The organism is Allokutzneria multivorans (assembly GCF_039537405.1).
GTDB classification, from domain to species: domain Bacteria; phylum Actinomycetota; class Actinomycetes; order Mycobacteriales; family Pseudonocardiaceae; genus Allokutzneria; species Allokutzneria multivorans.
The window spans coordinates 145,512-168,819 of sequence record NZ_BAABAL010000005.1 but is presented as its reverse complement, the minus strand read 5'-3'; the positions used below and the strand labels follow the sequence as shown (position 1 = coordinate 168,819).

General features: G+C 69.6%; 23 protein-coding genes and 1 pseudogene. 13 read left to right on the top strand and 11 right to left on the bottom strand.

Annotated elements, in window-relative coordinates:
• Positions 1 to 17: 17 nt before the first annotated feature.
• The 4 genes from ABD798_RS04660 to ABD798_RS04645 all read left to right on the top strand — a co-directional run bounded on the left by ABD798_RS04660 (position 18) and on the right by ABD798_RS04645 (position 5,114).
• Positions 18 to 2,531 carry a bifunctional FO biosynthesis protein CofGH gene (locus ABD798_RS04660; protein ID WP_344871260.1) on the top strand — a complete coding sequence of 838 codons (2,514 nt, stop codon included), beginning with the start codon at positions 18 to 20 and terminating at the stop codon, positions 2,529 to 2,531.
• Positions 2,532 to 2,730: 199 nt separating this feature from the next.
• A complete protein-coding gene (locus ABD798_RS04655; protein WP_086820136.1) occupies positions 2,731 to 2,976 on the top strand; it encodes a hypothetical protein in 246 nt (81 codons plus the stop codon).
• A gap of 23 nt (positions 2,977 to 2,999) precedes the next feature.
• Positions 3,000 to 4,034: a tryptophan--tRNA ligase gene (gene trpS / locus ABD798_RS04650; protein ID WP_344871259.1), complete on the top strand. Its 1,035-nt coding sequence runs from the start codon at positions 3,000 to 3,002 to the stop codon at positions 4,032 to 4,034.
• Between the two features lie 36 nt (positions 4,035 to 4,070).
• Positions 4,071 to 5,114 carry a YhjD/YihY/BrkB family envelope integrity protein gene (locus ABD798_RS04645; protein WP_344871258.1) on the top strand — a complete coding sequence of 348 codons (1,044 nt, stop codon included), beginning with the start codon at positions 4,071 to 4,073 and terminating at the stop codon, positions 5,112 to 5,114.
• On the opposite strand, the pseudogene ABD798_RS04640 reads toward ABD798_RS04645, so the two are convergent.
• From ABD798_RS04640 to ABD798_RS04615, 6 genes and pseudogenes are all read right to left on the bottom strand, one after another.
• Positions 5,089 to 5,740: pseudogene (locus ABD798_RS04640) on the bottom strand (ESX secretion-associated protein EspG). The gene ABD798_RS04645 and the pseudogene ABD798_RS04640 overlap by 26 nt on opposite strands.
• Positions 5,741 to 5,814: 74 nt before the next feature.
• A complete protein-coding gene (locus ABD798_RS04635) occupies positions 5,815 to 6,879 on the bottom strand; it encodes a hypothetical protein (protein ID WP_344871257.1) in 1,065 nt (354 codons plus the stop codon).
• Positions 6,880 to 7,012: 133 nt separating this feature from the next.
• Positions 7,013 to 7,615 carry a DUF3558 domain-containing protein gene (locus ABD798_RS04630; protein WP_344871256.1) on the bottom strand — a complete coding sequence of 201 codons (603 nt, stop codon included), beginning with the start codon at positions 7,613 to 7,615 and terminating at the stop codon, positions 7,013 to 7,015.
• Positions 7,612 to 7,911, bottom strand: coding sequence for a hypothetical protein (locus tag ABD798_RS04625; RefSeq protein ID WP_344871255.1), 300 nt, complete (start codon positions 7,909 to 7,911; stop codon positions 7,612 to 7,614). The genes ABD798_RS04630 and ABD798_RS04625 overlap by 4 nt, the downstream gene beginning before the upstream one ends.
• 235 nt (positions 7,912 to 8,146) lie before the next feature.
• Entirely contained in the window at positions 8,147 to 9,403 is a 1,257-nt protein-coding gene (locus tag ABD798_RS04620) for a D-alanyl-D-alanine carboxypeptidase family protein (RefSeq protein ID WP_344871254.1), read from the bottom strand.
• Positions 9,404 to 9,478: 75 nt separating this feature from the next.
• A complete protein-coding gene (locus ABD798_RS04615; RefSeq protein WP_344871253.1) occupies positions 9,479 to 10,732 on the bottom strand; it encodes a D-alanyl-D-alanine carboxypeptidase family protein in 1,254 nt (417 codons plus the stop codon).
• A 60-nt stretch (positions 10,733 to 10,792) separates the two neighbouring features.
• Here ABD798_RS04615 and ABD798_RS04610 point away from each other — a divergent pair, with 60 nt between their 5' ends.
• Both ABD798_RS04610 and ABD798_RS04605 read left to right on the top strand, forming a co-directional pair.
• Positions 10,793 to 11,038: an SCO4848 family membrane protein gene (locus tag ABD798_RS04610; RefSeq protein ID WP_344871252.1), complete on the top strand. Its 246-nt coding sequence runs from the start codon at positions 10,793 to 10,795 to the stop codon at positions 11,036 to 11,038.
• 32 nt (positions 11,039 to 11,070) lie between these two features.
• Positions 11,071 to 11,418 (top strand): hypothetical protein, encoded by a 348-nt coding sequence (locus tag ABD798_RS04605; protein ID WP_344871251.1) that lies wholly within the window; start codon positions 11,071 to 11,073, stop codon positions 11,416 to 11,418.
• On the opposite strand, the gene ABD798_RS04600 is transcribed toward ABD798_RS04605, so the two are convergent.
• The 3 genes from ABD798_RS04600 to sdhA form a co-directional block, all read right to left on the bottom strand.
• Positions 11,415 to 12,020, bottom strand: a complete 606-nt coding sequence (locus ABD798_RS04600) for a GNAT family N-acetyltransferase (protein WP_344871250.1) — start codon at positions 12,018 to 12,020, stop codon at positions 11,415 to 11,417. The genes ABD798_RS04605 and ABD798_RS04600 overlap by 4 nt on opposite strands.
• A gap of 123 nt (positions 12,021 to 12,143) precedes the next feature.
• On the bottom strand, positions 12,144 to 12,920 hold the full coding sequence (locus tag ABD798_RS04595) for a succinate dehydrogenase iron-sulfur subunit (RefSeq protein ID WP_344871249.1): 777 nt from the start codon (positions 12,918 to 12,920) through the stop codon (positions 12,144 to 12,146).
• Entirely contained in the window at positions 12,920 to 14,671 is a 1,752-nt protein-coding gene (sdhA, locus tag ABD798_RS04590; RefSeq protein ID WP_344871248.1) for a succinate dehydrogenase flavoprotein subunit, read from the bottom strand. Before sdhA ends, ABD798_RS04595 begins: the two co-directional genes overlap by 1 nt.
• A gap of 49 nt (positions 14,672 to 14,720) precedes the next feature.
• Between sdhA and ABD798_RS04585 the strand changes: the two genes are divergently transcribed.
• Positions 14,721 to 14,876, top strand: a complete 156-nt coding sequence (locus ABD798_RS04585) for a hypothetical protein (RefSeq protein ID WP_344871247.1) — start codon at positions 14,721 to 14,723, stop codon at positions 14,874 to 14,876.
• Between the two features lie 8 nt (positions 14,877 to 14,884).
• Here ABD798_RS04585 and sdhD read toward each other — a convergent pair whose 3' ends face one another.
• Both sdhD and sdhC read right to left on the bottom strand, forming a co-directional pair.
• On the bottom strand, positions 14,885 to 15,313 hold the full coding sequence (sdhD, locus tag ABD798_RS04580) for a succinate dehydrogenase, hydrophobic membrane anchor protein (RefSeq protein ID WP_344871246.1): 429 nt from the start codon (positions 15,311 to 15,313) through the stop codon (positions 14,885 to 14,887).
• Between the two features lie 2 nt (positions 15,314 to 15,315).
• Entirely contained in the window at positions 15,316 to 15,750 is a 435-nt protein-coding gene (sdhC, locus tag ABD798_RS04575) for a succinate dehydrogenase, cytochrome b556 subunit (RefSeq protein WP_344871245.1), read from the bottom strand.
• 514 nt (positions 15,751 to 16,264) lie between these two features.
• Here sdhC and ABD798_RS04570 point away from each other — a divergent pair.
• The 6 genes from ABD798_RS04570 (at position 16,265) to ABD798_RS04545 (ending at position 23,262) form a co-directional block, all read left to right on the top strand.
• Positions 16,265 to 17,401 carry a BMP family lipoprotein gene (locus tag ABD798_RS04570; protein WP_344872850.1) on the top strand — a complete coding sequence of 379 codons (1,137 nt, stop codon included), beginning with the start codon at positions 16,265 to 16,267 and terminating at the stop codon, positions 17,399 to 17,401.
• Positions 17,402 to 17,534: 133 nt separating this feature from the next.
• A complete protein-coding gene (locus ABD798_RS04565) occupies positions 17,535 to 19,103 on the top strand; it encodes an ABC transporter ATP-binding protein (protein WP_344871243.1) in 1,569 nt (522 codons plus the stop codon).
• On the top strand, positions 19,100 to 20,236 hold the full coding sequence (locus ABD798_RS04560; protein WP_344871242.1) for an ABC transporter permease: 1,137 nt from the start codon (positions 19,100 to 19,102) through the stop codon (positions 20,234 to 20,236). Before ABD798_RS04565 ends, ABD798_RS04560 begins: the two co-directional genes overlap by 4 nt.
• Positions 20,233 to 21,510, top strand: coding sequence for an ABC transporter permease (locus tag ABD798_RS04555; RefSeq protein WP_425549159.1), 1,278 nt, complete (start codon positions 20,233 to 20,235; stop codon positions 21,508 to 21,510). Before ABD798_RS04560 ends, ABD798_RS04555 begins: the two co-directional genes overlap by 4 nt.
• 74 nt (positions 21,511 to 21,584) lie before the next feature.
• Positions 21,585 to 21,989, top strand: coding sequence for a cytidine deaminase (locus tag ABD798_RS04550; protein ID WP_344871241.1), 405 nt, complete (start codon positions 21,585 to 21,587; stop codon positions 21,987 to 21,989).
• Complete coding sequence (locus ABD798_RS04545; protein ID WP_344871240.1) at positions 21,982 to 23,262, top strand: thymidine phosphorylase; 1,281 nt, start codon at positions 21,982 to 21,984, stop codon at positions 23,260 to 23,262. The genes ABD798_RS04550 and ABD798_RS04545 overlap by 8 nt, the downstream gene beginning before the upstream one ends.
• The last annotated feature ends 46 nt before the right edge of the window (positions 23,263 to 23,308 follow it).

Genomic DNA, 23,308 nt, shown 5'->3' with positions numbered 1-23,308 from the left:
GAACCTAGGGTGAGAAGGTGAGCGAAACTCAGGGGCACCTGCACGCACCCACCGACGCGGCCGTTCGGCGGGCACTGCGCAGGGCGCGGGACGGCGCCACCCTCGACGTCACCGAGGCCGCCGTGCTGCTCTCGGCGCGCGGCGAGCACCTCGACGAGCTGCTGGCCGCTGCGGGCACCGTGCGCGACGCGCACCTGGCGGCCGAGGGACGCACCGGCGTCGTCACCTACAGCCGCAAGGTGTTCATCCCGCTCACCAGGCTCTGCCGGGACCGCTGCCACTACTGCACCTTCGCCACCGTCCCGCACCGCGTGCCCGCGGCCTTCCTCGAACGTGACGAGGTGCTCGCGATCGCGCGCGAGGGCGCGGCCGCCGGGTGCAAGGAGGCGCTGTTCACACTGGGGGACCGGCCGGAGGAACGCTGGCCGCAGGCCCGCGAGTGGCTCGACGCGCGCGGCTATTCCTCCACTGTGGACTACCTGCGCTCGGTGGCGATCGCGGTGCTGGAGGAGACCGGGTTGCTGCCGCACCTCAACCCCGGAGTGCTGAGCTGGGAGGAGTTCCAGCGCCTCAAGCCGGTCTCGCCCAGCATGGGCATGATGCTGGAGACCACCGCGACGCGGTTGTGGAGCGAGAAGGGCGGCCCGCACTACGGCAGCCCGGACAAGGAGCCCGCCGTCCGGCTCCGGGTGCTCACCGACGCCGGACGCGTCGGAGTTCCCTTCACCACGGGCATTCTCATCGGCATCGGCGAGAACCTGACCGAGCGCGCCGAGTCGCTGCTGGCGATCCGGCGCAGCGCACGCCAGTACGGCCACATCCAGGAAGTCATCGTGCAGAACTTCCGCGCCAAGCCGGACACGGCGATGCGCGGCATGCCGGACGCGGACCTGCACGAGCTGGCCGCGACAGTCGCCGTCGCGCGCCTGCTGCTCAGCCCCGGCGTCAGCGTGCAGGCGCCGCCCAATTTGATCGGCAACGAGCACGAACTGTTGCTGCGCGCGGGAATCGACGACTGGGGCGGCGTTTCACCGATCACCCCGGACCACGTGAACCCGGAGCGCCCGTGGCCCCACATCGACGCGCTCGCGGCACGCACCGAGGCCGCTGGGTTCGCACTCCGCGAACGGCTCACCGTCTACCCGCGCTACGTCAGGGCCGGAGCGCCGTGGATCGACCTGCGCGTGGCCGGACACGTTGCGGCGCTTGCGGAATCCGACGGCCTCGCTCGGGAGGGCGCGATCCCGGTCGGCAGCGACTGGCAGGAGCCCGACGGCGGCCTGGAGTCCAGTGGGCGCACTGATCTGCACGCCAGCATCGACACCGAGGGCCGCGCGCAGGACCGCCGCGCGGACTTCGACAACGTCTACGGCGACTGGAGCGAGCTGCGCTCCGATCTGCCCGTCGTCGCCGCGCCGGAACGCCTCGACGAGGACGTGCGCGCCGGGCTGAAGCTCGCGGAGTCGGATCCCGCCGCCCTGCTCGACGAGGCCAATTCCGTTGCGGCGCTCGCGTTGTTCACCGCCGAGGGCTCCGCACTCGAAGAGCTGGCCAAGCTCGCCGATCAGCTCCGCGCGAGCGTCGTCGGGGACGACATCACCTACGTGGTGAACCGGAACATCAACTTCTCCAACGTCTGCTACGTCGGCTGCCGCTTCTGCGCGTTCGCCCAGCGCGAGCGCGACGCCGACGCCTACCGGCTCTCCGCCGAGGAGGTCGCCGACCGCGCGCAGGAGGCCCACGAGGCGGGCGCGACCGAGGTCTGCATCCAGGGCGGCATCGACCCGAGGCTGCCGGTGACCGGCTACGCGGACCTGGTGCGCGCCATCAAGTCCAGGGTGCCGACGATGCACGTGCACGCCTTCAGCCCCATGGAGATCGTGAGTGGCGCGGCCAAGGCCGGGGTCAGCGTCGAGGAGTGGCTGACCGAGCTGCGCGATGCCGGACTGGACACGATCCCCGGAACGGCGGCGGAGATCCTCGACGACGAGGTCCGCTGGGTGCTGACCAAGGGCAAGCTGCCCGCGAAGACCTGGATCGAGGTCGTCAGCACGGCGCACCGGCTGGGCATCCGCTCCAGCTCCACCATGATGTACGGCCACGTCGACCACCCCGGCCACTGGCTCGGGCACCTGCGCACACTGGCCAGGATCCAGGACGAGACGGGTGGTTTCACCGAGTTCGTGCCGCTGCCGTTCGTGCACCGCAGCGCGCCGATCTACCTCGCCGGACTGGCTCGCCCGGGGCCGACGCTGCGCGACAACCGCGCGGTGCACGCGATGGCCCGGCTCGCGCTGCACGGCCGCATCCCCAACATCCAGTGCTCGTGGGTCAAGCTCGGCGACGAGGGCACCGCGCACATGCTCCGCGGCGGCGCCAACGACCTCGGCGGGACGCTGATGGAGGAGACGATCAGCAGGATGGCCGGCTCGGAGCACGGCTCGGCGCGCACGGTCGAGCAGCTGGAGCGGATCGCGGCCTCGGTCGGGCGGAGGGCGCGGGAGCGTACCACCACCTATCTGCATTCATGATCCAAATGGGGGTGACACGCGCTGAAACCGTGACCGCTACGCTCAGCCGCCGTTACCAACGCGTTGCCTGACACCTCTCCACTCGGTGCGGCGCGTTGGGTAGTTTCTCGGCCGTGTCCTGGTTTCCCCCACAAGGGCGGGAAGCTCCGTCAAGGAGGCACTTGAGTTGCGCAGCCGGATCGCTAGACGTGCAGCGCGTTTGTCCACCGTGCCAGCAGCGGCGCTGGTCAGCGTTCTCGCCTCGACCGAGGCGTCCGCGCAGGGCGCGCAGATGAGCCTCGCCGCGCCCGGTCTCTCCGCGAGCCTGGTGCCGATCACCGCGGTCGGCCTCGGCATCGGTGGCCTGCTGCTGGGCATCGTCCGCCGCAAGAAGACCGTCGCCGTCATCGACCCGGCCAACGAGCGCCGCGAGCCCGAGATGGCGGGAACCGCGGCTCCCCGCTGAGCGCTTCTGCGAGAATCCTTCCCGTGGCAAGCCCGACGCAAACCCAGGACCAGCCCGCTCGCAAGCCGCGCGTGCTCTCCGGCATCCAGCCGACCGCCGACTCGTTCCACCTCGGCAACTACCTGGGCGCGTTGCGGCAGTGGGTCGCCATGCAGGACACCCACGAGGCCTTCTACTGCGTCGTCGACCTGCACGCGATCACCGTCGAGCAGGACCCCAAGAAGCTCCGCCAGCGCACCAGGGTGTCCGCGGCCCAGCTGCTCGCGCTCGGCATCGATCCCGCGCGCTCCACGCTGTTCGTGCAGAGCCACGTGCCCGAGCACGCTCAGCTGGGCTGGGTGATGCAGTGCCTGACCGGCTTCGGCGAGGCCAGCAGGATGACCCAGTTCAAGGACAAGTCCGCGCGCCAGGCCGCCGACCACGTCGGGGTCGGGTTGTTCACCTACCCGATCCTGCAGGCGGCCGACATCCTGGTGTACCGGGCGAACGAGGTGCCGGTCGGTGAGGACCAGCGACAGCACCTGGAGCTGACCAGGGACCTGGCACAGCGGTTCAACTCGCGCTACGGCAAGACCTTCGTGCTGCCGGAGCCGCACATCGTCAAGGACACCGCGAAGATCTACGACCTTCAGGACCCGACCTCGAAGATGAGCAAGTCGGTGCCCGCGGGCGTGGTCGAGCTGCTGGACGAGCCCAAGGTCTCCGCGAAGAAGATCCGCTCCGCCGTGACCGACCTGGAGCGCGAGATCCGCTACGACACCGAGAAGAAGCCCGGGATCAGCAACCTCCTGGTGATCTACTCGGCGCTGACCGGGCGCGCCCTCTCCGCGTTGGAAGCCGACTACGAGGGCAAGGGCTACGGCGATCTCAAGAAGGATCTCGCCGATGTGGTCACCGACTTCGTGACGCCCGTGCGCGAGAAGGTCCGTGGTTATCTCGACGATCCCGCCGAGCTGGACAAGATCTTGCTGGGTGGTGCCCAGCGTGCTCGCGAGGTGGCGTCCAGGACGTTGGAGGCGGCGTACAAGCGGATCGGGTTCCTCCCTCCGGCGGGCTGATCTGCGGCGGTCACCCTGCCGGGGTAACTTCCGGTCGTGGCAGAGGTTGGGGAGCAGACGAAGCAGTCGTGGTTCGAACGCCAGCGGAAACAACGCCGCTGGCTGGACCATCTGGTCCGCTCCGGCGGTCGCTACGTCGACAACTACGGCGATCACTACGCGGCAGCCATCACCTACTTCTCGATCCTCGCGATCGTGCCGCTGCTGATGGTCGCGTTCTCCGTCGCCGGTGTGATCCTCGAAGGCGACGCCGTGCTGCTCGCGCAGCTGAAGTCGGAGATCGTCGCGGCGCTGCCCGGCGGGGCGAACGACTCTGTGGACAAGATCCTCGGCACCGTGCTCGATTCGCGGCAGACCGTGGGGTACATCGGTTTTGTCGTCGCCCTGTACTCCGGCTACAGCTGGATGGTCAGCCTTCGCGACGCGCTGACCGCGCAGTGGGGGCTCGCCCGGCCAGAACTGCCGTTCTTCACGACGCTGCTGAAGGATCTGCTGGCGCTGGTCAGCCTCGGTGTCGCGCTGCTGGTGTCCTTCGGCATCACCGTCGCGGGCAGCGGCATGGCGCAGATAGTGCTCGGGTGGGTCGGCCTCGCTGATCAGGGTTGGGCCCAGGTGTTGATCCGGGCACTGAGCATCGTGCTGTCCCTCGGCGCGAACTGGCTGGTGTTCCTGTGGGTGCTGGCGAAATTGCCTCGCAAGCCGGTCACGTGGCGCAGCGCCATGCGCGGGGCGATCTTCGGCGCTGTCGGCTTCGAGATCCTGAAGCAGGCCGGTGCCCTGTACCTCAGCCAGGTCACCAAGTCCACGACCGGTGCCGTGTTCGGCTCCATCCTCGGTCTGTTCATCTTCGTGAACCTGGTGGCTCGTCTGCTGGTGTTCGCGGCGGCGTGGACGGCGACTTCGCGCGACAACGCGCCGCCTCCGACCGAGAAGAAGACCCCAGCCCCTGCGGTCATCCAGCCGATCGTGGAGGTCCACGACGGCCCCAGCCCGCGCTCCGCTGCCCGACTGGTCGGCGCCGGTGCCGCGGCTGGTTTGCTCGTCGGCAGGCTTTTCAGGTCGCGGCGAACAGGCCGCTGACCTCGCGCGCCAGCACTGCGGCGTCGGCTGGGGCGACCGTGAGGTAGTCGCCTCTTCGCAGCGTCAAGTACCGGCCCGAGTCGTTGTCGTGGAAGCCCACCACGCGTTGTGCCCGCTCCCGGCTGCCTTGTGAAGTCCGCCACGTCGCGCAGAACTGACCCCGCCGGGTGATGCCCTCGCACATCGACACGAGCACGCGTGCGTCCGTGCTCGGCAGCCCGTCGCGGATCAGCGCCTCCGCGATGTCCGTTCCCCTGGCGCTGCGCCCCGCCGCTTCGAAGCTCGCGATCGGCACGCTCACCGAGACCCCGCGCCCCGCAGGCGCTTCCGGCAGCACCGCCACCATGCGTCCGACCGGATCGGCTGAGGGCAGTGACCGCAGCGTGCAGCCGTTGTGCTCCAGCACCGCGAGGACGTCCGTGTCCCCCTCCGAGCTGAGCAGGGCGCGGACCTCGCCGTCCACCCACGCCCGCAGCTCAAGCGCGCGCCGCCCCATCGCCAGCGCGCGCAACCGCTCCTGCACCGCCTCCGGTCGGCACGCGCCGCTCCGCGAGCCCCGCCCAGGTCCGCCGCACCACCTCCGCGCGCTCGGCGTGCGTCGTCCCGGGGGAGGGGACGTCCAGCACCAGCGGCAGCTCGCCCAGGCACGCCGACTCCCACAGCACGTCCAGCTCCACCTCCGACAGCCGCACGTCCACGTTCAGTCCTCCCCGATGACCGGTGGCGCGACGAGGCGTTCGTCGTCGAAGAGATCACTGCCCGGAATCCAGTACTTCCGCTGGTGCTCCGAGTCCTCCGCCTGCTGCGCTCCGCTCGCCGGTTGCAGAAATCCTTGCTGCCCAGGCGTTGCGACCGGCCGTCCCGCGGCCGTTCCTTTGCCCGCTGCCTGCGAACTCGGCGCCCCGCCGCTGTTCCCCGGCCCTGCTGTTCCTCCTGCGCCTCCGCCGAGGCCTCCTCCTGCTCCTGGGCTGCCGCCGACCAGCCCGCCGCCGACCAGTCCGCCACCGCTGCCGCCGCCCAGGCTCCCGCCCGAGTAGCCGCCTCCGCCGCTCGCCCCGGAACCCCCAGCTCCGCCACCCGGCGTGGGGTCCTGGTTCCAGACCAGCTCGCTCCGATCCGGCGGCACGATCGGATTCGGCCCCGGAAACGGGGTGGGCGTCGGCCTCGGGGTCGGCGTCGGGCCGGGCTCAGCGCGGTCATCCGGCCGCGGCGTGGGCACCGACTCACCGCCGCCACCCTGCCCGCCGCCGCTTCCTCCTGAACCCCCACCGCGCACCCTCGGCGGAACCGGCACCGGCCCAGGCGGTCCCGGCGGAGCTGGCGGCGGCGCGACCTCGGTGTTGAACACGATCTTCGGCACCGGCTGCAACGCGGGCATGCTGTCGACCCGCTGCCGCGTGTAGCTCGTGTGCTGCTCCATGATCTCCTGCGCCCGCCGCTCAGCGTTGCGTGCTTCAGCTTCGCGCTTCTGCCAGTCCTGGGTCTGCTTCAGCACGTCCCCGACCGGATTCCCCGTCGGCTGCACCGGTTTCGGCCCCGCGTTCTGCACCGGCGGCACGTTCTTCCGCGCCCAGTCCGAAGTCCCCGCCTGCCCCATCGTGCTGTTGCGCGAGGCAAAACTGGTCAGTCGCAGTCCGTCTGTGTACTGCCGCAACGACTGCATTCCCGCAGTGGCCTTCGTCGCCGCATCGCCCTTCCACACCGATTCGGCCGTGCCGAGCGTTCTGGCGACAGCGTCGACTGCGTTGATGAGGGACTTGTTCATCGACTCCAGGTTTTTCTCCGCCGCATTGCTGCTTTTCGCTCCACCGCCGACGTGAACCCAGTCCCAGATCTGTTTGTGGGCGATACCTTTCCACCGGACGTCGAAGTTCATCGTTCCCCCTCCCTGGCAGCGGTCAGCTTCGGGCAAGCAGCGTCTGCACGGCCATCTCGGCGACTCGCCTCGCTTCGACGCAGAACGGCTCAGGGCTGGTACCGCGCTCCCTCGCTGTAGTGCTGAAGACGTCGAGGTACTGCCCGTCCGCCACGTCGACAACCACCTGGCAGTCGTCTTTGAGCCTCTTGCCCGTCATCTCCAGGGCCGGAAAACCGGCCACAGTGATCTTGTTGCTCGAAGCGAGTCCCCCCTGCCTTTCCGGGGTCAGCCATGCACTGATGTCCTCGTTGACGACCAGGGAAATGAGTGAGCTGAGATTCGGTGGCGGCCCGAAGGAGTTCCCGACACTGCACTGCGGTTCGTCAAGCCTGTTGCCCTTGTCCGGCCTGCGCGTCTTGCTGTACCTGAGCTGCTGCAATTGCTCGTCGGTGAGTACCTGGCAGGGGTCGACCTCTTTGAGGGAGACGTCCTTGGGGCGCGAGCCCAGCGGGCGGGGCGCCACTGAGGTGCTCGGTGTTGCGGCGGTGGAGGAATGCGCGCCGTCGATCTTGTTGCCACCGCATGCCGTCAATGTCGAGAGCAGCGCGAGGGTAGCCAGAAAGGACAGCGATCGCCGAGTCACTTCAGGAGACCTCGCTTCATCAGGGCGGCATTGGTCTGCTCGACCATGTTGTACTGCTTCGCCGCCCCCATCAGGGCGTCGTGGTGAGCTTGATACTCGTTCATCAACTGGGTGAGAACGTTGATCAAGGACAGTGCGTCGTCGCTGAAGTGGTTGTTGAAGCGGCGCGCGGCCTCGACGCTCACTGGATCGCCGAGCCACGGCTCGTGAATCCGCAGCTCTCGACGGGATTTCTCCAGCTCAGTGCGCAGGATTTCGGCCTGCTCGGCGAAGGTCGCCGCGAGCTCGGGGATCATGTGCGGTTCTACGTCGATGACGTGAGCGGGCGGCCCGTCGGGTGGTGGTGCGGGCGCGGGTGGTCGGCGGCCGGAACCGCCGCCGTCGTGCACTGCGACCATTTCGGCTCCCCCCGTATCGGTCACGGCACTTCGATGCTAGCGAGCACGGGATCGCGCGGAGTGCGAGTTCGGGTGAAGACAGGGAAGTGCCCGGCCGATCAGCGGACCGGCCGGGCACGACGTGAGAAAAGGATCAGCGGGCGGCGAGTGCGCGGGCGCGCTTGGCCTTCTTCTTGCGGAGGTAGAGCAGCAGGCCCATCAGGGCGAGCACGCCCGCGACGGCGGTGAGGGGGCCGCCGACGTTGCCGAAGGCGGTGGGCGCGGCGCTGGGGTCGATGCCGTCGGCGGAGCCGTCGGGCTTGGCCTGGCCGGTGGTGCGGACGCCGTTGTCGCCGGGGGCGCGCTCGACGAGCTGGCCGACCGGCTTGACGTCGGGGCGCAGTCCGAAGCCGTAGTCGAGCAGCCGGGCGCCCTGCTGCCACGCCTCGACGGGCTGCTTGGGGGTGAACAGCACGACGGTGACGAGGCGGCGGCCGTTCTTGCTGGCCGCGCCGACGTAGGTGTGCTTGGCGTCGTCGGTGAAGCCGGTCTTGCCGCCGAGCGCGCCGGGGTAGTTGGCGAGCAGCTTGTTGTCGTTGTAGACGTCGACGTCGGGCTTGCCGTTCTGACCGGGGACGACCATCTGGCGGGTCTTCACGGCCTCGGCGAAGTCGGTGTTGCGCATGGCGGCGCGGAAGATCAACGCCATGTCGTAGGCGGAGGTGCTCATCCCGGGCCCGTCGAGGCCGTTGGGCGTCGCGGCCCTGGTGTCGAGCGCGCCGAGGCCGCGGGCGAGGGTGTTCATCTTCTTCAGCCCCTCCTCGACGCCGCCGGGGCCACCGACGGTGCGGGCGAGGGCGTAGGCCGCGTCGTTGCCGGACTTCATCAGCATCGCGCGGACGAGCTGGCGGACGGTGTACTTCCCGCCGGTCACCAGGGGCACGCAGGTGCACTCGCGGCTGGTGTCGTCCTTGGTGGCGGTGATGGTGGTGTCCGGGCTGAGCTCCTGCAGCGCGGTCAGCGCGGTCAGCACCTTGATGGTGGAGGCCGGGCGGTGCCTGCCGTGCGGGTCGTGCGCGGCGAGCACGGCGCCGGTGTCGAGGTCGGCGACGATCCACGAGGCGGCGGCTAGCTGCTTGGGCAGCGCTGGGGCCTTCTCGGGGACCACGTCACCGCACTCGGCGAGGCGCTGGCCGCCGACCGGGCGCTCGGGAACGGGCAGCGGGGCGGGGGCGGTCTTGCCGGGCGGTGGTTGCTCCGATGTGTCCACCGGCGGCGCTGGCACGCTGCGGTAGTTGCACGCGGTGGGCGGGTTCGACTGCGCGAGCGCTGCCGGGGCAGGGGCCGCGGTCAGCAGCGCGCAGACCGAGACCACCAGCGCCGCAACGGGGCGACGAGCGGTGAGACGCACGCAGGCAGGCTAGCCACCCGGCGTCGGCAGCGATAATCGGGATGGCTCTACGCAGTCGAGCGGTCGCGGTGCGTGTCAGGCCCTGGAGCGCCTGGACTGCTTCTTCCGCAGGTAGATGAGCAGACCGGCGACGAGCAGCACCCCGGCTGTCGCGGTGAGCGGACCGCCGAAGTTTCCGAAGGCGGTCGGAGCCGCGCTCGGGTCCATGGCGACCTCGTCGTTGGGATCGCGCACCGCCTGGGCCGTGGTCTCCGGCGCCGCGTTCGCGCCGGGAGCGCGCTCGACGAGCTGGCCGACCGGCTTCACGTCGGCCTTCAGCGCGAAGCCGTAGTCGAGCAGCTTGGCGGCCTGCTGCCAGGTGGCGACCGGCCGGGCCTCCGCGCGCAGCAGCACGGTGACAAGACGGCGGCCCGCCTTCGACGCCATGCCGACGACCGCATTGCCCGCGTTGGCGGTGAAGCCGGTCTTGCCACCGATCGCGCCGGAGTAGTTGGTCAGCAGCTTGTTGTCGTTGGTGACGGTGAACGCCGACTTCGACCCGGTCATCGGGAAGTTCGCGGAACGAGCCCGGGTGATCTCGGCGAAGTTGTCGTTGCGCATGGCAGTGCGGACCATCAGCGCGATGTCGTAGACGGAGCTGCTCATGCCGGGGCCGTCCTGGCCGGAGGCCGTCGCGGCTCTCGTGTCGAGCGCGCCGATCTGCCCGGCGAGCGCGTTCATCTTGCCCAGCGTCGCGTCGGTGCCGCCGAGCTGGCGGGTCAGCGCGCTCACCGCGTCGACGGCGGAGTCCACCAGGAGCATGCCGCGCAGCAGCTGCTTCACGGTGTACTTCCCACCGGCGCCGAGGCCGATCTTGTCGCCGTCCTGCTCCGTGTCTTCTTTGGTCACCGTGACCGTGGCGTTCATGTCCAGCTCCTGGACAGCGGCCAAGGCGGTGAGCACGGTGATCACGGAGGCGGGGCGGTGCCGCGCGTGCGCGTCGTTCGCCGCGAGCACAGCGCCGGTGTCGAGGTCGGCGATGATCCACGAGGCCGCGTTGACCTGGCTCGGGACCGACGGCGCCTTCTCCGGCAGCACGTTGTCGCACTCGCCGAGCCGGGGACCGCCGACGGGTCGCTCCGGCACGGGCAGCGGCGCGGGCGCGGTCTTGCCCGCCTGCGGCTGCTCCGAGGAGTCGACGGGCGGCGGTGGGACGTTCTGGTTCCCGCACGAAGACTGCTGCTGGACCTGGGCGGGGGAGGCCCACGCGGGACTCAGCACGGCCGCTGTCGAGGCCGCGCACACGGAGACCACCAGCGCCGCAGCGAGGCGGTGGGCGGTGAGACGCACGCAAGGCAGGCTAGCCACCCCGCGCCGCCTGCGGTAGGCGAAGCATCGGATACTTCTTTGGTGAAGCTCACCCGCCGTGCCTCGCTGTTCCTGCTCGCTTTCGGGGTGTGGACGTGGCTGATCTGGCCGAACTTCATGCTGAACATCGCCAAGGACGACAGGGCGTTCACGGACAGTGGCGCTCCCACCACGTTCTTCACCGTGCACTTGGTGCTCGTTCTCACGTCTTTGACGCTGGGAACTGTGATCGGCGTCATCGGCTGGCGGGGCTTCCGCGCTGACCGGGCGGCGCGCAAGACCGACTGACACCCCACCACCACACCCCCAGGAGACCCACCGTGGAGTTCCTCCGGCTCGCCCTCGTCTTCCTGCACCTGCTCGGCATGGCCGTACTCGTCGCGATGCTGCTGTTGCAGCGCAGGACGGCCCCGGACGGCCCGCTGAACAAGGGCTGGCTGCACGGAAGCCTGCTCCAGCTGGTCACCGGCCTCGCGCTGGTCGGCATCGCCGAGATGGGCGAGCCGCCGGTCAACCACGCCAAGGTGGGCGTGAAGCTGGTGGTGCTGCTGGTGATCGTCGGCCTGGTCGCCACCAACGTGCGCAAGGAGAAGTTCGCGGGCTGGCTGGTGCCGACGCTGGCCGCGCTGGTGGTGCTCAACACCGGCGTCGCGGTGTTCTGGGTCTAGCGCGGCTCGCGCCAGAAGCTCACCAGCTCCGGGCCGTTCGGCAGGGTGATCTTCCCGTGCACCTCGCAGCCGATCCGCTCGAAGTACCGAACCGAGTCGTGGTTCGAGGTTTCGAAATACAGCGGTAGTCCCTTTGCATCGCAGCGGTTGACCACCGAACGGAGCAACCGGGCGCCGACCCCCTTCCCCGCGCGATCGGGGTCGGCGCCGAGGAACCGGCCGTACCAGTGCGCGTCGTCCGGCCGGGCTTCCTCCAAGCGCTCCAAGCCTTTCAGCACCTCCGACGTGCGCCTGCCGGTGATCGTGGCCAACCGCAGGCGCGACACCAGGTCCCAGTCGAGCGAGGGACCCTCGCCCACGTGCAGGCCCGCGCCCTGGAGCACGCTGTCGCGCTCGGCGACCTCGATGCTGCCCAGCCGGAAGTGCTCGTCCCGCGCGCTGAGCGCGAAGAACCTCGGCAGCTGCCTGCGCCTGCGCGCGGCCCCCGGAACCAGCCACGCCGTGAACGGATCGTCCTGGAACGCCCTGCCGAGGAGGGCGGTGATCCTCGGCAGGTCCGCTCTGGTCGCGGCGCGAACGACGAGTCCCCCTGTGTTGACCATGTTCCACCGATAGCGCCGCGCCGATCGCCGGTCAACCGCGCCGAAAGGAATTCGGTATCAGCGCAAAGGAAAACGGGCCGCCACCGCGAAATGCGGTCACGGCCCGTTTCCGTTGAAGGCGGGTCAGCGGCGGAACAGCAGCGCGCGCTTGACCTCCTGGATCGCCTTGGTGACCTCGATACCGCGAGGGCAGGCGTCCGTGCAGTTGAAGGTCGTGCGGCAGCGCCACACGCCGTCGACGTCGTTGAGGATGTCCAGTCGCTCCTCGGCGGCCTCGTCGCGGCTGTCGAAGATGAACCGGTGCGCGTTGACGATCGCCGCCGGGCCGAAGTACGAGCCCTCGCTCCAGAACACCGGGCACGAGGTCGTGCAGCAGGCGCACAGGATGCACTTGGTGGTGTCGTCGAAGCGCTCGCGGTCCGCGGCGGACTGGATGCGCTCCTTCGAGGGCTCGTTGCCGTAGTTGATGAGGAACGGCTTCACGGCGCGGAAAGCCTCGAAGAACGGCTCCATGTCCACCAGCAGGTCCTTGTGGACCGGCAAGCCCTTGATGGGCTCGATGGTGATCGTGGTCTGCTTGCCCTTCTTCATCAGGTCCTTCACCAGGACCTTGCAGGCGAGCCGGTTGACGCCGTTGATGCGCATGGCGTCGGAGCCGCAGATGCCGTGGGCGCAGGAGCGGCGGAAGGTCAGCGTGCCGTCCAGGTACCACTTCACGTAGTGCAGCAGGTTGAGCACGCGGTCGGTCGGCAGCGCGGGGACGTCGAAGGTCTCCCAGTACGCCTCGCCGTTGTTCTGCTCCGGATTGAGCCGGTAAAGCTTCACCGTGACGACCGTCGAGCCCTCAGGCGCCGGGGGCCGAGCGCCCCGGATTCCGGCTTCCTCAACAGTTGCAGTCATCAGTACTTACGCTCCATCGGCTGGTACCGGGTGATGGTGACCGGCTTGTAGTCCAGGCGGATGTCCGCCGTCAGACCCTCGCCGTGCTTGTAGGCCATGGTGTGACGCAGGAAGTTCACGTCGTCACGGGCCTGGTAGTCCTCGCGCGCGTGCCCACCACGGGACTCCTTGCGGGCCAGCGCGGCCTGCACCAGGATCTCGGCCAGCTCCAGCAGGAAGCCGAGCTCGACGGCCTCCAGCAGGTCGGTGTTGAACCGCTTGCCCTTGTCCTGGATGGAGACCCCGGCGTAGCGCTCCTTGAGCGCCTGCACGTCGGTGAGCGCCTGCTTGAGCGTCTCCTCCGTGCGGTAGACCGAGGCGTTGAGGTCCATCGTGGTCTGCAGCTCACCGCGGATGTCCGCGACGCGCTCACCGCCGTGCGCCGAGCGCATCGACTCCACCATGGACTCCACCAGCGCGGCGGGGGTCTCCGGCAGGTCGGTGTACTCGCGGCCGAGCGCGTACTCGGCGGCGGCGATGCCCGCGCGGCGGCCGAAGACGTTGATGTCCAGCAGCGAGTTGGTGCCGAGGCGGTTGGCGCCGTGCACCGAGACGCACGCGCACTCCCCGGCGGCGTACAGGCCCGGGACGATGTTGTCGTTGTCCCGCAGCACCTCACCGCTGATCTTGGTGGGGATGCCGCCCATGGCGTAGTGCGCGGTCGGGTACACCGGCACCTGCTCGGTCACCGGGTCGATGCCGAGGTAGGTGCGGGAGAACTCGGTGATGTCCGGCAGCTTCGCGTCCAGCACCTCGGCGCCCAGGTGGGTCAGGTCGAGGTAGACGTAGTCCTTGTGCGGACCGGCGCCCCGGCCCTCGCGCACCTCGGTGGCCATCGCGCGGGCGACCATGTCGCGCGGCGCGAGGTCCTTGATCGTCGGCGCGTAGCGCTCCATGAAGCGCTCGCCGTCGGCGTTGCGCAGGATGCCGCCCTCACCGCGAGCGCCCTCGGTGAGCAGGATGCCCAGGCCCGCGAGGCCGGTCGGGTGGAACTGGTAGAACTCCATGTCCTCCAGCGGCAGGCCCTTGCGGAAGATGATGCCCATGCCGTCGCCGGTCAGGGTGTGCGCGTTCGAGGTGGTCTTGAAGACCTTGCCGAAGCCGCCGGTGGCGAACACGACGGCCTTGGCCTGGAACACGTGGATCTCGCCGGTGGCCAGCTCCAGCGCGACCGCTCCGGTGCACACCGGGCCGTTCTCGGTCTCGGTCATGCAGATGTCGAGCACGTAGTACTCGTTGAAGAACTCGATGCCGTGCTTGACGCAGTTCTGGTACAGCGTCTGCAGGATCATGTGGCCGGTCCGGTCCGCCGCGTAGCAGGCCCTGCGCACGGCGGCCTCGCCGTGGTTGCGGGTGTGCCCGCCGAAGCGCCGCTGGTCGATGCGGCCCTCGGGCGTGCGGTTGAACGGCAGGCCCATCTTCTCCAGGTCCAGGACCGCGTCGATGGCCTCCTTCGCCATGATCTCCGCGGCGTCCTGGTCGACCAGGTAGTCACCGCCCTTGACCGTGTCGAAGGTGTGCCACTCCCAGTTGTCCTCCTCCACGTTGGCCAGCGCGGCGCACATGCCGCCCTGCGCCGCGCCCGTGTGGGACCTGGTGGGGTAGAGCTTGGTCAGCACCGCGGTGCGGGCCCGCTGGCCGGACTCGATCGCCGCGCGCATGCCGGCGCCGCCCGCGCCGACGATCACGACGTCGTACTTGTGGAACTGCATCTCTTCTTCTCCCCGTGCCCCGCAGGGCGCGTTTCAGAGGTCTCGTTCGATGAGAGTCTGCCCCGGCCGCAGGCCGAAGTCAGGACTCAGCGAGGTCGTTCCTGGCAAGACGGCGGGGAGACCGCGTACCGGTGTTGTACGCGGGCTTTCCGACGGCGCCGCCAGGGGCGGGCTCGGCCCGGCTATCGCGGACACGGGCTTCTGAAACACGCCCTAGTGCCCGATGTTCGGGTTGAAGGTGAACAGCGTGTAGGTCCCGAGCACGACCGTGAGCACCATCGAGACGGTCAGCAGGACCTTCAGCCAGAAGCGGGTGCCGTCCTTGCGCGCGTAGTCGTTGATGATCGTGCGCAGGCCGTTGCCGCCGTGCAGCGCGGCCAGCCAGAGCATCGTCAGGTCCCAGACCTGCCAGAACGGCGAGGCCCAGCGCCCGGCGACGAACGCGAAGTTGACCTTGTGAACGCCACCGTCGAGGAACAGCATGATGAACAGGTGGCCGAGCACCAGGAAGACCAGCACCATGCCGGAGATCCGCATGAACAACCAGCTCTGCAGCTCGAAGTTGTTCCTGCGGGCGGGCTTGCGCTGCTGGTGGTGGGGGGAGCGCGGGAGGGCCAGGTTGGTAGCCGAGGGCACGGTCATCGTCAGCTACCTCCGAGCAGCATCGAGAGCGCCTTGCTGACCAGGTAGTAGGTGCCCGGGATCATCACGGCCAGCCACAGGACGATGATCGTCCAGAGCATCGGCCGCTGCAGGCGCGGTCCCTTGGACCAGAAGTCGACCAGCATGATCCGCACGCCGTTGAGCGCGTGGAACAGGATCGCCGCGACCAGGCCCAGCTCGAACAGGACGAAGAACGGGGCCTTGTAGAGGGAGATGACCTCGTCGTAGGCGTCGGGGGAGACCCGTACCAGCGCGGTGTCGATCACGTGGACGAAGAGGAAGAAGAACGTGAGCACGCCGGTGATCCGGTGCGCGACCCACGACCACATTCCCAGGTCTCCGCGATAGAGCTTGCCGCCACCCCGGGACTTGGTCCCGGAGCTGGGCGCCCCCGCCGCGGCGGTGGTGCTGGCCATGGTGGACTGGCCTCCAACATCGCTGGTGGATGAAGGCCCGCAGTCCGAGGGGGATACCCGAAACACGGACCCCGGCTCCGGCGTTCGTCACGGAGCCTTCGATTCGGGGAATGCTAGCCCCGGGCGCGCGCGGGTACCCACTTGGCACAGGGCTGTGTGATCGAGCAGACAGGCCGCGTGAGTGCGCTGGGCTGGAAGTTAGCCAAACCTTACTTGACCGGTGTTGCGCCGGACGAGCGGTTTCGAATTCGAAGATCTTGGCGCCCACGTGAATCGAGTTCGCCAATTGTCCAAACGTGTCCGTGCGTTGACCGGGCGTGTTCACCGGTCCCGGCGTCAAACGATTCGGTCACGTCGGCCACTTCGGGGGGCGGCATTCGGTGTACCGGCGGGTACGGTTGCGCGTCCGATATTCCCCGGCAACGCCGCCGCAGGCCGAAGTGTCCGGCCCGCCTCCGCCGTCCGGGTTCGCGCTGCTCAGTTGAGCAGGGAGGAGACACACGCCGTGCGTCGTATGCGTGGCACCGTTCTGGCAGCCGTTGCGGTCAGTACCGCACTCGTGCTCGCCGGATGTGCGAAGGACTCTGGTGCCCCCTCCGGCGGTGGCAACGCTTCCGGCAGCGAGTGCAAGCTCGCGCCCAAGCCGCCTGCCGCCGCGGCCGGGACCACCTCGTCCAAGGCCCCCGAGAAGGCCGACGGCAGTGCCCTCAAGGTGGGCCTCGCCTTCGACATCGGCGGTCGTGGCGACGCGTCCTTCAACGACTCCGCCGCCGCTGGGGTCGACAAGGCGATCGCCGACCTCGGGGTGAAGAAGGAGAACGTCAAGGAGCTCTCCGCGGGCCCGAACGAGGCCGAGAGCGCCAAGCAGACCCGGCTGCGCCAGCTCGCCGCCGACGGCGTGAACCCGATCATCGCGGTCGGCTTCGCCTACGCCGACGCCCTCAAGGCCGTCGCGCCGAGCTTCCCGAACACCAAGTTCGCGATCGTCGACGCCACCGTCGAGGGCGCGACCAACGTGACCCCGCTGGTCTTCGCCGAGGAGCAGGGCTCGTTCCTCTCCGGCGTGATCGCCGCGTACAAGTCGAAGAAGTGCAACGTCGGCTTCGTCGGCGGCGTGGAGACCCCGCTGATCCAGAAGTTCGAGGCGGGCTACTACCAGGGCGCGAAGGCCGCGGCGCCGGACATCAAGATCTCCAAGAAGTACCTGACCCCGGCCGGTGACTTCACAGGCTTCCAGGACCCGGCCAAGGGCAACGCCGCTGCTCAGGGCATGGTCTCCGGCGGCTCGGACGTGCTGTACCACGCCGCTGGCGCCTCCGGTAAGGGCGTGTTCACCGCGGCCAAGGCGGCGGGTGTCTCGGCCATCGGCGTCGACTCCGACCAGTACAACCAGAAGACCGTCGAGCAGGAGAAGGACGTGATCATCTCGTCCATGCTCAAGCGCGTCGACGTCGCGGTCTTCGACTACCTGCTGGCGGTCGCCAAGAACGACCTCTCCAAGATGCCGAAGGTCTTCGACTTCAGCGTCGGCGGCGTGGGCTACTCGACCTCGGGCGGCAAGATCGACGCCGACCTGCAGGCCGTGCTCGAGGGCTACAAGGCCCAGATCGTCTCCGGCCAGATCAAGGTTTCGGACAAGCCGACCAGCTGATCCGGCAGAAGTTCTGATAAGAGCTACGGGCCCGGAGGGGATCGCACCCTCCGGGCCCTATGCTCGCCCACCGCCGAACAACCGGCAGCCGACAACGACGTCGGGCCTTCACCACTGCTACGGAGCTGACACGATGACAACTCCGACCGCCGCCGCCGAGGGTGGTGTCGGCCAGCCAACCGGCGGTGCCTGCGCCGTCCGACTCTCCGGGATCACCAAGCGCTTCCCGGGGGTCATCGCCAACTCCGACGTCCACCTGAGCGTCGCCTCCGGTGAGGTGCACGCCCTGTGCGGGGAGAACGGCGCGGGCAAGTCGACCCTGATGAAGATCCTCTACGGGATGCAGAACCCCGATGAGGGCACCATCGAGGTCAACGGTCACGAGGTGCACTTCAAATCGCCGTCGGACGCCATCCGCGCCGGGATCGGCATGGTGCACCAGCACTTCATGCTCGCCGACAACCTGACGGTGCTGGAGAACGTCGTGCTCGGCGCGGAGTCGCTGCACGGCATCGGCGCCAAGGCGCGCAAGCGGATCGCCGAGCTGTCCGGGCCGACCGGCCTCAACGTCAGCCCCGACCAGGCCGTCGAGGACCTCGGCGTCGCCGACCGGCAGCGGGTGGAGATCCTCAAGGTCCTCTACCGCGGCGCGAAGATCATCATCCTGGACGAGCCCACCGCCGTGCTCGTGCCGCAGGAGGTCGATGAGCTCTTCGACACCCTGCGCGGGATGAAGGAGCAGGGCTACACGTTCCTGTTCATCTCCCACAAGCTCGACGAGGTCCGGGGCATCGCCGACAGCGTGACGGTGATCCGGCGCGGCACCACCGTCGGCACCGCGGACCCGAAGAAGATCAGCTCCCGGCAGCTGGCCGAGATGATGGTCGGCAGCGAGCTGCCCAGCCCGGAGACCCGCGACTCCACGGTCACCGACCGGGAGGTGCTGGTGGTCGACGGCGTGCGCCTGTGCAGCATGGGCGCGGACCGCCCCGTGCTCGACGACATCTCGCTGACCGTCCGCGCCGGTGAGGTGCTGGGCATCGCCGGTGTCGAGGGCAACGGCCAGACCGAGCTGGTCGAGGCGGTCATGGGCATGCGCAAGGCCGACGCCGGGCACATCCGGCTCGGCGAGCTCGACATCACCGGCCTCGGCACGCTCGCCCGCCGCGAGGCCGGGATCGGCTACGTGCCCGAGGACCGGCACAGGCACGGGCTGCTGCTCACCCAGCCGCTGTGGGCCAACCGGATCCTCGGCTACCAGACCCGCAAGCCCACGGCCAAGGGCGCCTGGCTGGACATCGAGGGCGCCAAGGCCGACACCCGCCGCATCGTCGAGGAGTTCGACGTGCGCACCCCGGGCATCGAGGTCGCCGCGGCGGCCCTCTCCGGTGGCAACCAGCAGAAGCTGGTGGTCGGCCGCGAGCTGTCCGGGAACCCGAAGCTGCTGATCGCCTCGCACCCGACCCGCGGTGTGGACGTCGGCGCCCAGGCGGTGATCTGGGACCAGATCCGCGCCGCCCGCGCGGCCGGACTGGCGGTCCTGCTGATCTCCGCCGACCTGGACGAGCTGATCGGCCTGTCCGACACGATCAAGGTGATGCTGCGCGGCCGTCTGGTGGCCGACGCCGACCCGGCCACCGTCACCCCGGAGCAGCTCGGCTCCGCGATGACCGGCGCCGCCGGGGAAGGGGACGAGGAGTGAAGCTCAACCTGCGTTCCGTCGTACTGCCACCGGTGCTGGCCATCGCCTTCGCCGCGCTGCTGTGCGGCCTGGCGCTGCTGGTCTCCGGGGCGAACCCGCTCACCGCCTTCGGCACCATGGTGGCCGAGGTCGGCGAGGGCACGGCGGCGGTCGACATCATCAACGGTGGTGCGACCTACTACCTGATCGCGCTCGCCGTGGCGATCGGCTTCCAGATGAAGCTGTTCAACATCGGCGTCGAGGGCCAGTACCGGATCGCCGCGGTCGTCGCGATGATCGTCGGCGGCGCCGTCACGCTGCCGCCCGGCCTGCACGCGCTGGTGATCATGCTGGTGGCCATCGTCGCGGGCGCGCTCTACGCGGCGATCCCCGCGCTGCTCAAGGCCTACCGCGGGGTCAGCGAGGTGATCTCCACGATCATGCTCAACGCGATCTCGCTGGGCATCGTGGCGTTCCTGCTCAAGCCCGAGATGTTCGGCGTGCTGCGCGCCAACAGCCTCACCACCGGCGAGCTGCCCGAGTCCGCGCACGTGCCCGGCATCTCCTTCGGCGCGGCAGGCACGGTCTTCGGCCTCGGCCTGCTGTCGGTGGTCGCCGGTGTCGGCTACTGGGTGCTGATGAACCGCACCCGCTTCGGCTTCGAGCTGCGCGCCTCCGGTGAGTCCGCCACCGCGGCCACCGCGGGTGGCGTCAACGCCAAGCGCATGATCATCGCGGCGATGCTGCTCTCCGGCGCCGTCGCGGGGCTCACCGCGCTGCCGGAGCTGCTCGGCCGCGACCACACGTTCACCCAGAACTTCCCGCAGGGCTACGGCTTCAGCGGTATCGCGATCGCGCTGCTCGGCCGCAATCACGCGGGCGGCATCGCCTTCGGCGCGCTGCTGTGGGCGTTCCTGGACCGCTCCGCGCTCGCGCTGGACAACATCGGCGTGCCCAAGGAGATCGTCACGATCATGCAGGGCGCGATCGTGCTCTCCGTGGTCGTGGCCTACGAGATCGTCCGCAGGATGCAGCTGGCCGCCGAGCAGCGCAAGGTCGGCCAGCAGCTCGGGACGACCAGCCCCCCTGACGACGCGGCAGCGGGCGGCAAGGACCAACCGGCAGCGACGAGTGCCGGTGGAGGTGCGGCGTGACCACGGTGATCTCCAACCCCGCCGACGGTGGAGCGGTTCCGCCCGCCCCTCGGCAGAGCAGGAAGCTGCCCGGCTGGTCGAAGGGCCTGATCTGGGTCGCCGCGGTGATCGCGGCGCTGTCCGTCGCCTCGTACATGACCGGGGTGGCGCAGCTGACCGCCACCGGCACCATCCAGACCGCGCTGGTGCTGGCCATCCCGATCCTGCTTGCCGCGCTCGGCGGCCTGTGGGCGGAGCGCGCCGGCGTGATCAACATCGGCCTCGAAGGCATGATGATCATGGGCACCTGGGGCGCGGCCTGGGCCGGCTACCAGTGGGGCCCGTGGGTGGCGGTGCTGGCCGCCGCGGCGTTCGGGGCGATCGGCGGCCTGGTGCACGCCGTCGCCACGGTCACCTTCGGCGTCAACCACATCGTCTCCGGTGTGGCGATCAACCTGCTCGGCGCCGGTCTGACGAAGTACCTGTCCACGCTGCTGTTCCAGCCGGTGTCGAACAACCCGCGCGAGTCACCGCCGGTCGAGAAGTTCGACACCTACTCCATGCAGCCGCTCTCGGACTGGCTCGCGGACCTGGAGAACATGCAGCGGGTCGGCCTCTCCGACGTCGCGGGCGTGCTGCGCGGGCTGGTCACCGGGATCTCCCCGCTGACCATGCTGGCGCTGCTGCTGGTCCCGGTCAGCTACCTGGTGCTCTGGCGCAGCCGCTTCGGCCTGCGCCTGCGCTCCTGCGGTGAGAACCCGACCGCCGCCGAGTCGCTCGGCGTCAACGTCTACCTGCACAAGTACTTCGCGGTGATCATCTCCGGCGCCCTCGCGGGCATCGGTGGTGCGGCGCTGCTGCTCACCCCCGGTGTGCACCCCGGCTACCTGGAGGGCCAGACCGGCGGGCGCGGCTACATCGGCCTCGCCGCGATGATCTTCGGCAACTGGCGGCCGACCGGCCTGCTCGGCGGGTCCGCGCTGTTCGGCTACGCCGACGGCCTCCAGCTGCGCAGCGGTGGCTCCACGGTGATGGCGCTGTTCTACGCGGCGGTGCTGGTGCTGTTCGCGGGCGCGGTCGCGCTGGTGTTCATGCGCAAGTACTTCGCCGCGGGCATCACGCTCCTCGGCGCCGCGGTGCTGTACTTCATCTACTGGTCGGTGGACGAGATGCCCAGCCAGCTCTCCACCTACCTGCCGCACATGGTGACCCTGGTGGTCCTCGCGGTGGCCGCGCAGCGCCTGCGCCCACCGGCCGCCAACGGCGATGAGTACAGGCGGGGCAGGGGTCACTAGCTCCAGTTTCGTTCGAAAGCCCGAAAGTGGGTCGTGCGTACCACTTTCGGGCTTTCGTTTGCGAGGATGCCGTAGTGGTCGCCGTCGATTGGGAACGCCTGCGCGCCGCCGCCGTCACCGCGGCGAAGTCCGCCTACTGCCCGTACTCCGGGTTGCAGGTCGGCTCCGCCGCCATCTGTGACGACGGGCGGCTCGTCCAGGGCTGCAATGTGGAGAACGCCTCCTACGGGGTCGGGCTGTGCGCCGAGTGCGCCATGGTCGGCCAGCTCCGCCTCACCGGCGGTGGGAACTTCGTCGCCGTCGCCGTGCGCGACGGGGGCGGGAACCTGCTGATGCCGTGCGGCCGCTGCCGCCAGCTGCTCTTCGAGATGGGCGGGCCGGACTGCCTGCTGGAGACCCCGCGCGGCGTGCTGCCGATGCGGGACGTGCTGCCCGACGCGTTCGGGCCCGACCACCTGCCCGGGAGAGCCAATGGCTGAGGACTTTGCCGCCGTCGACGTGATCAGAGCCAAGCGGGACGGCAAGCGGCTCACCGATCCCCAGATCGACTGGGTGATCGACGCCTACACCAGGGGGGTCGTCGCCGACGAGCAGATGAGCGCGCTGGCCATGGCGATCTTCCTCAACGGCATGGAGTCCGCCGAGACCGCGCGCTGGACCCGCGCCATGGTCAACTCCGGCGAGCGCCTGGCGCTGTCGGTGGACCGTCCCACCGTGGACAAGCACTCCACCGGCGGCGTCGGTGACAAGATCACGCTGCCGCTGGCCCCGCTCGTCGCCGCGTGCGGAGCCGCCGTCCCGCAGCTCTCCGGGCGAGGCCTCGGGCACACCGGCGGCACACTGGACAAGCTGGAATCGATCCCAGGTTGGCGCGCGCAGCTGAGCACCGAGGAGATCGCCGAGCAGCTCAACAAGGTCGGCGCCGTGGTCTGCGCGGCCACCGAAGGGCTCGCGCCCGCCGACCGCAAGCTCTACGCGCTGCGCGATGTCACCGGCACGGTCGAGGCGATCCCGCTGATCGCCAGCTCGATCATGAGCAAGAAGATCGCCGAGGGCGCCGACGCCCTGGTGCTGGACGTGAAGTTCGGCTCCGGCGCGTTCATGAAGTCCGCCGACGACGCCCGCCGCCTCGCCGAAGCGCTGGTCGGCATCGGCGTGGACCACGGCCTCAAGGTCAGCGCGCTGCTCACCGACATGTCCGTCCCGCTCGGCCGCGCTGTCGGCAACGCGCTGGAGGTCGCCGAGTCGGTGGACGTGCTGCGCGGCGGCGGCCCCGCCGACGTCGTCGAGCTGACCGTGGCCCTGGCCAGGGAGATGCTCTCGCTCGCCGGGATCACCACCGACCCCGCCGAGGTCCTCGCCTCCGGCGGCGCCTACGACACGTGGGCGCAGATGATCTCCGCGCAGGGCGGCGACCCGGACGCGGAGCTGCCGCGCGCGAAGCACGTGCACGTCGTCGGAGCTCCGGCGGACGGAGTCCTGGCCACGCTGGACGCCTACGCGGTGGGTGTGGCGGGCTGGCGACTCGGCGCGGGTCGTGCGCGCAAGGAGGACCCGGTGCAGGCGGGCGCGGGCGTGCTCTGCCTGGCCAAGCCCGGCGAAGAGGTGCGCAAGGGCGAACCGCTGCTGGAGCTGCACACCGACACCCCGGACGCCATCCCGGCGGCCTTGAAGGACCTCGAAGGCGGCTACACCGTCGCCGACTCCGCGCCCGAGCGCGGCTCCCTCGTCCTGGACGTCATCAGGGGCTAGTCAAGACGGCAAAGGGGCGCATCCGGCAGAAGTCCGGATGCGCCCC

Excerpts from the sequence above, each read along its gene's own strand:
- ABD798_RS04565 (WP_344871243.1), top strand. The coding sequence starts at position 17,535 with ATGACAACTCCGACCGCCGCCGCCGAGGGTGGTGTCGGCCAGCCAACC.
- sdhC (WP_344871245.1), bottom strand. The coding sequence starts at position 15,750 with ATGGCCAGCACCACCGCCGCGGCGGGGGCGCCCAGCTCCGGGACCAAG.
- sdhA (WP_344871248.1), bottom strand. The coding sequence starts at position 14,671 with ATGCAGTTCCACAAGTACGACGTCGTGATCGTCGGCGCGGGCGGCGCC.
- ABD798_RS04625 (WP_344871255.1), bottom strand. The coding sequence starts at position 7,911 with ATGATCCCCGAGCTCGCGGCGACCTTCGCCGAGCAGGCCGAAATCCTG.
- ABD798_RS04600 (WP_344871250.1), bottom strand. The coding sequence starts at position 12,020 with ATGGTCAACACAGGGGGACTCGTCGTTCGCGCCGCGACCAGAGCGGAC.
- sdhD (WP_344871246.1), bottom strand. The coding sequence starts at position 15,313 with ATGACCGTGCCCTCGGCTACCAACCTGGCCCTCCCGCGCTCCCCCCAC.
- ABD798_RS04585 (WP_344871247.1), top strand. The coding sequence starts at position 14,721 with ATGAGAGTCTGCCCCGGCCGCAGGCCGAAGTCAGGACTCAGCGAGGTC.
- ABD798_RS04635 (WP_344871257.1), bottom strand. The coding sequence starts at position 6,879 with ATGAACAAGTCCCTCATCAACGCAGTCGACGCTGTCGCCAGAACGCTC.
- ABD798_RS04570 (WP_344872850.1), top strand. The coding sequence starts at position 16,265 with ATGCGTGGCACCGTTCTGGCAGCCGTTGCGGTCAGTACCGCACTCGTG.
- ABD798_RS04595 (WP_344871249.1), bottom strand. The coding sequence starts at position 12,920 with ATGACTGCAACTGTTGAGGAAGCCGGAATCCGGGGCGCTCGGCCCCCG.
- ABD798_RS04545 (WP_344871240.1), top strand. The coding sequence starts at position 21,982 with ATGGCTGAGGACTTTGCCGCCGTCGACGTGATCAGAGCCAAGCGGGAC.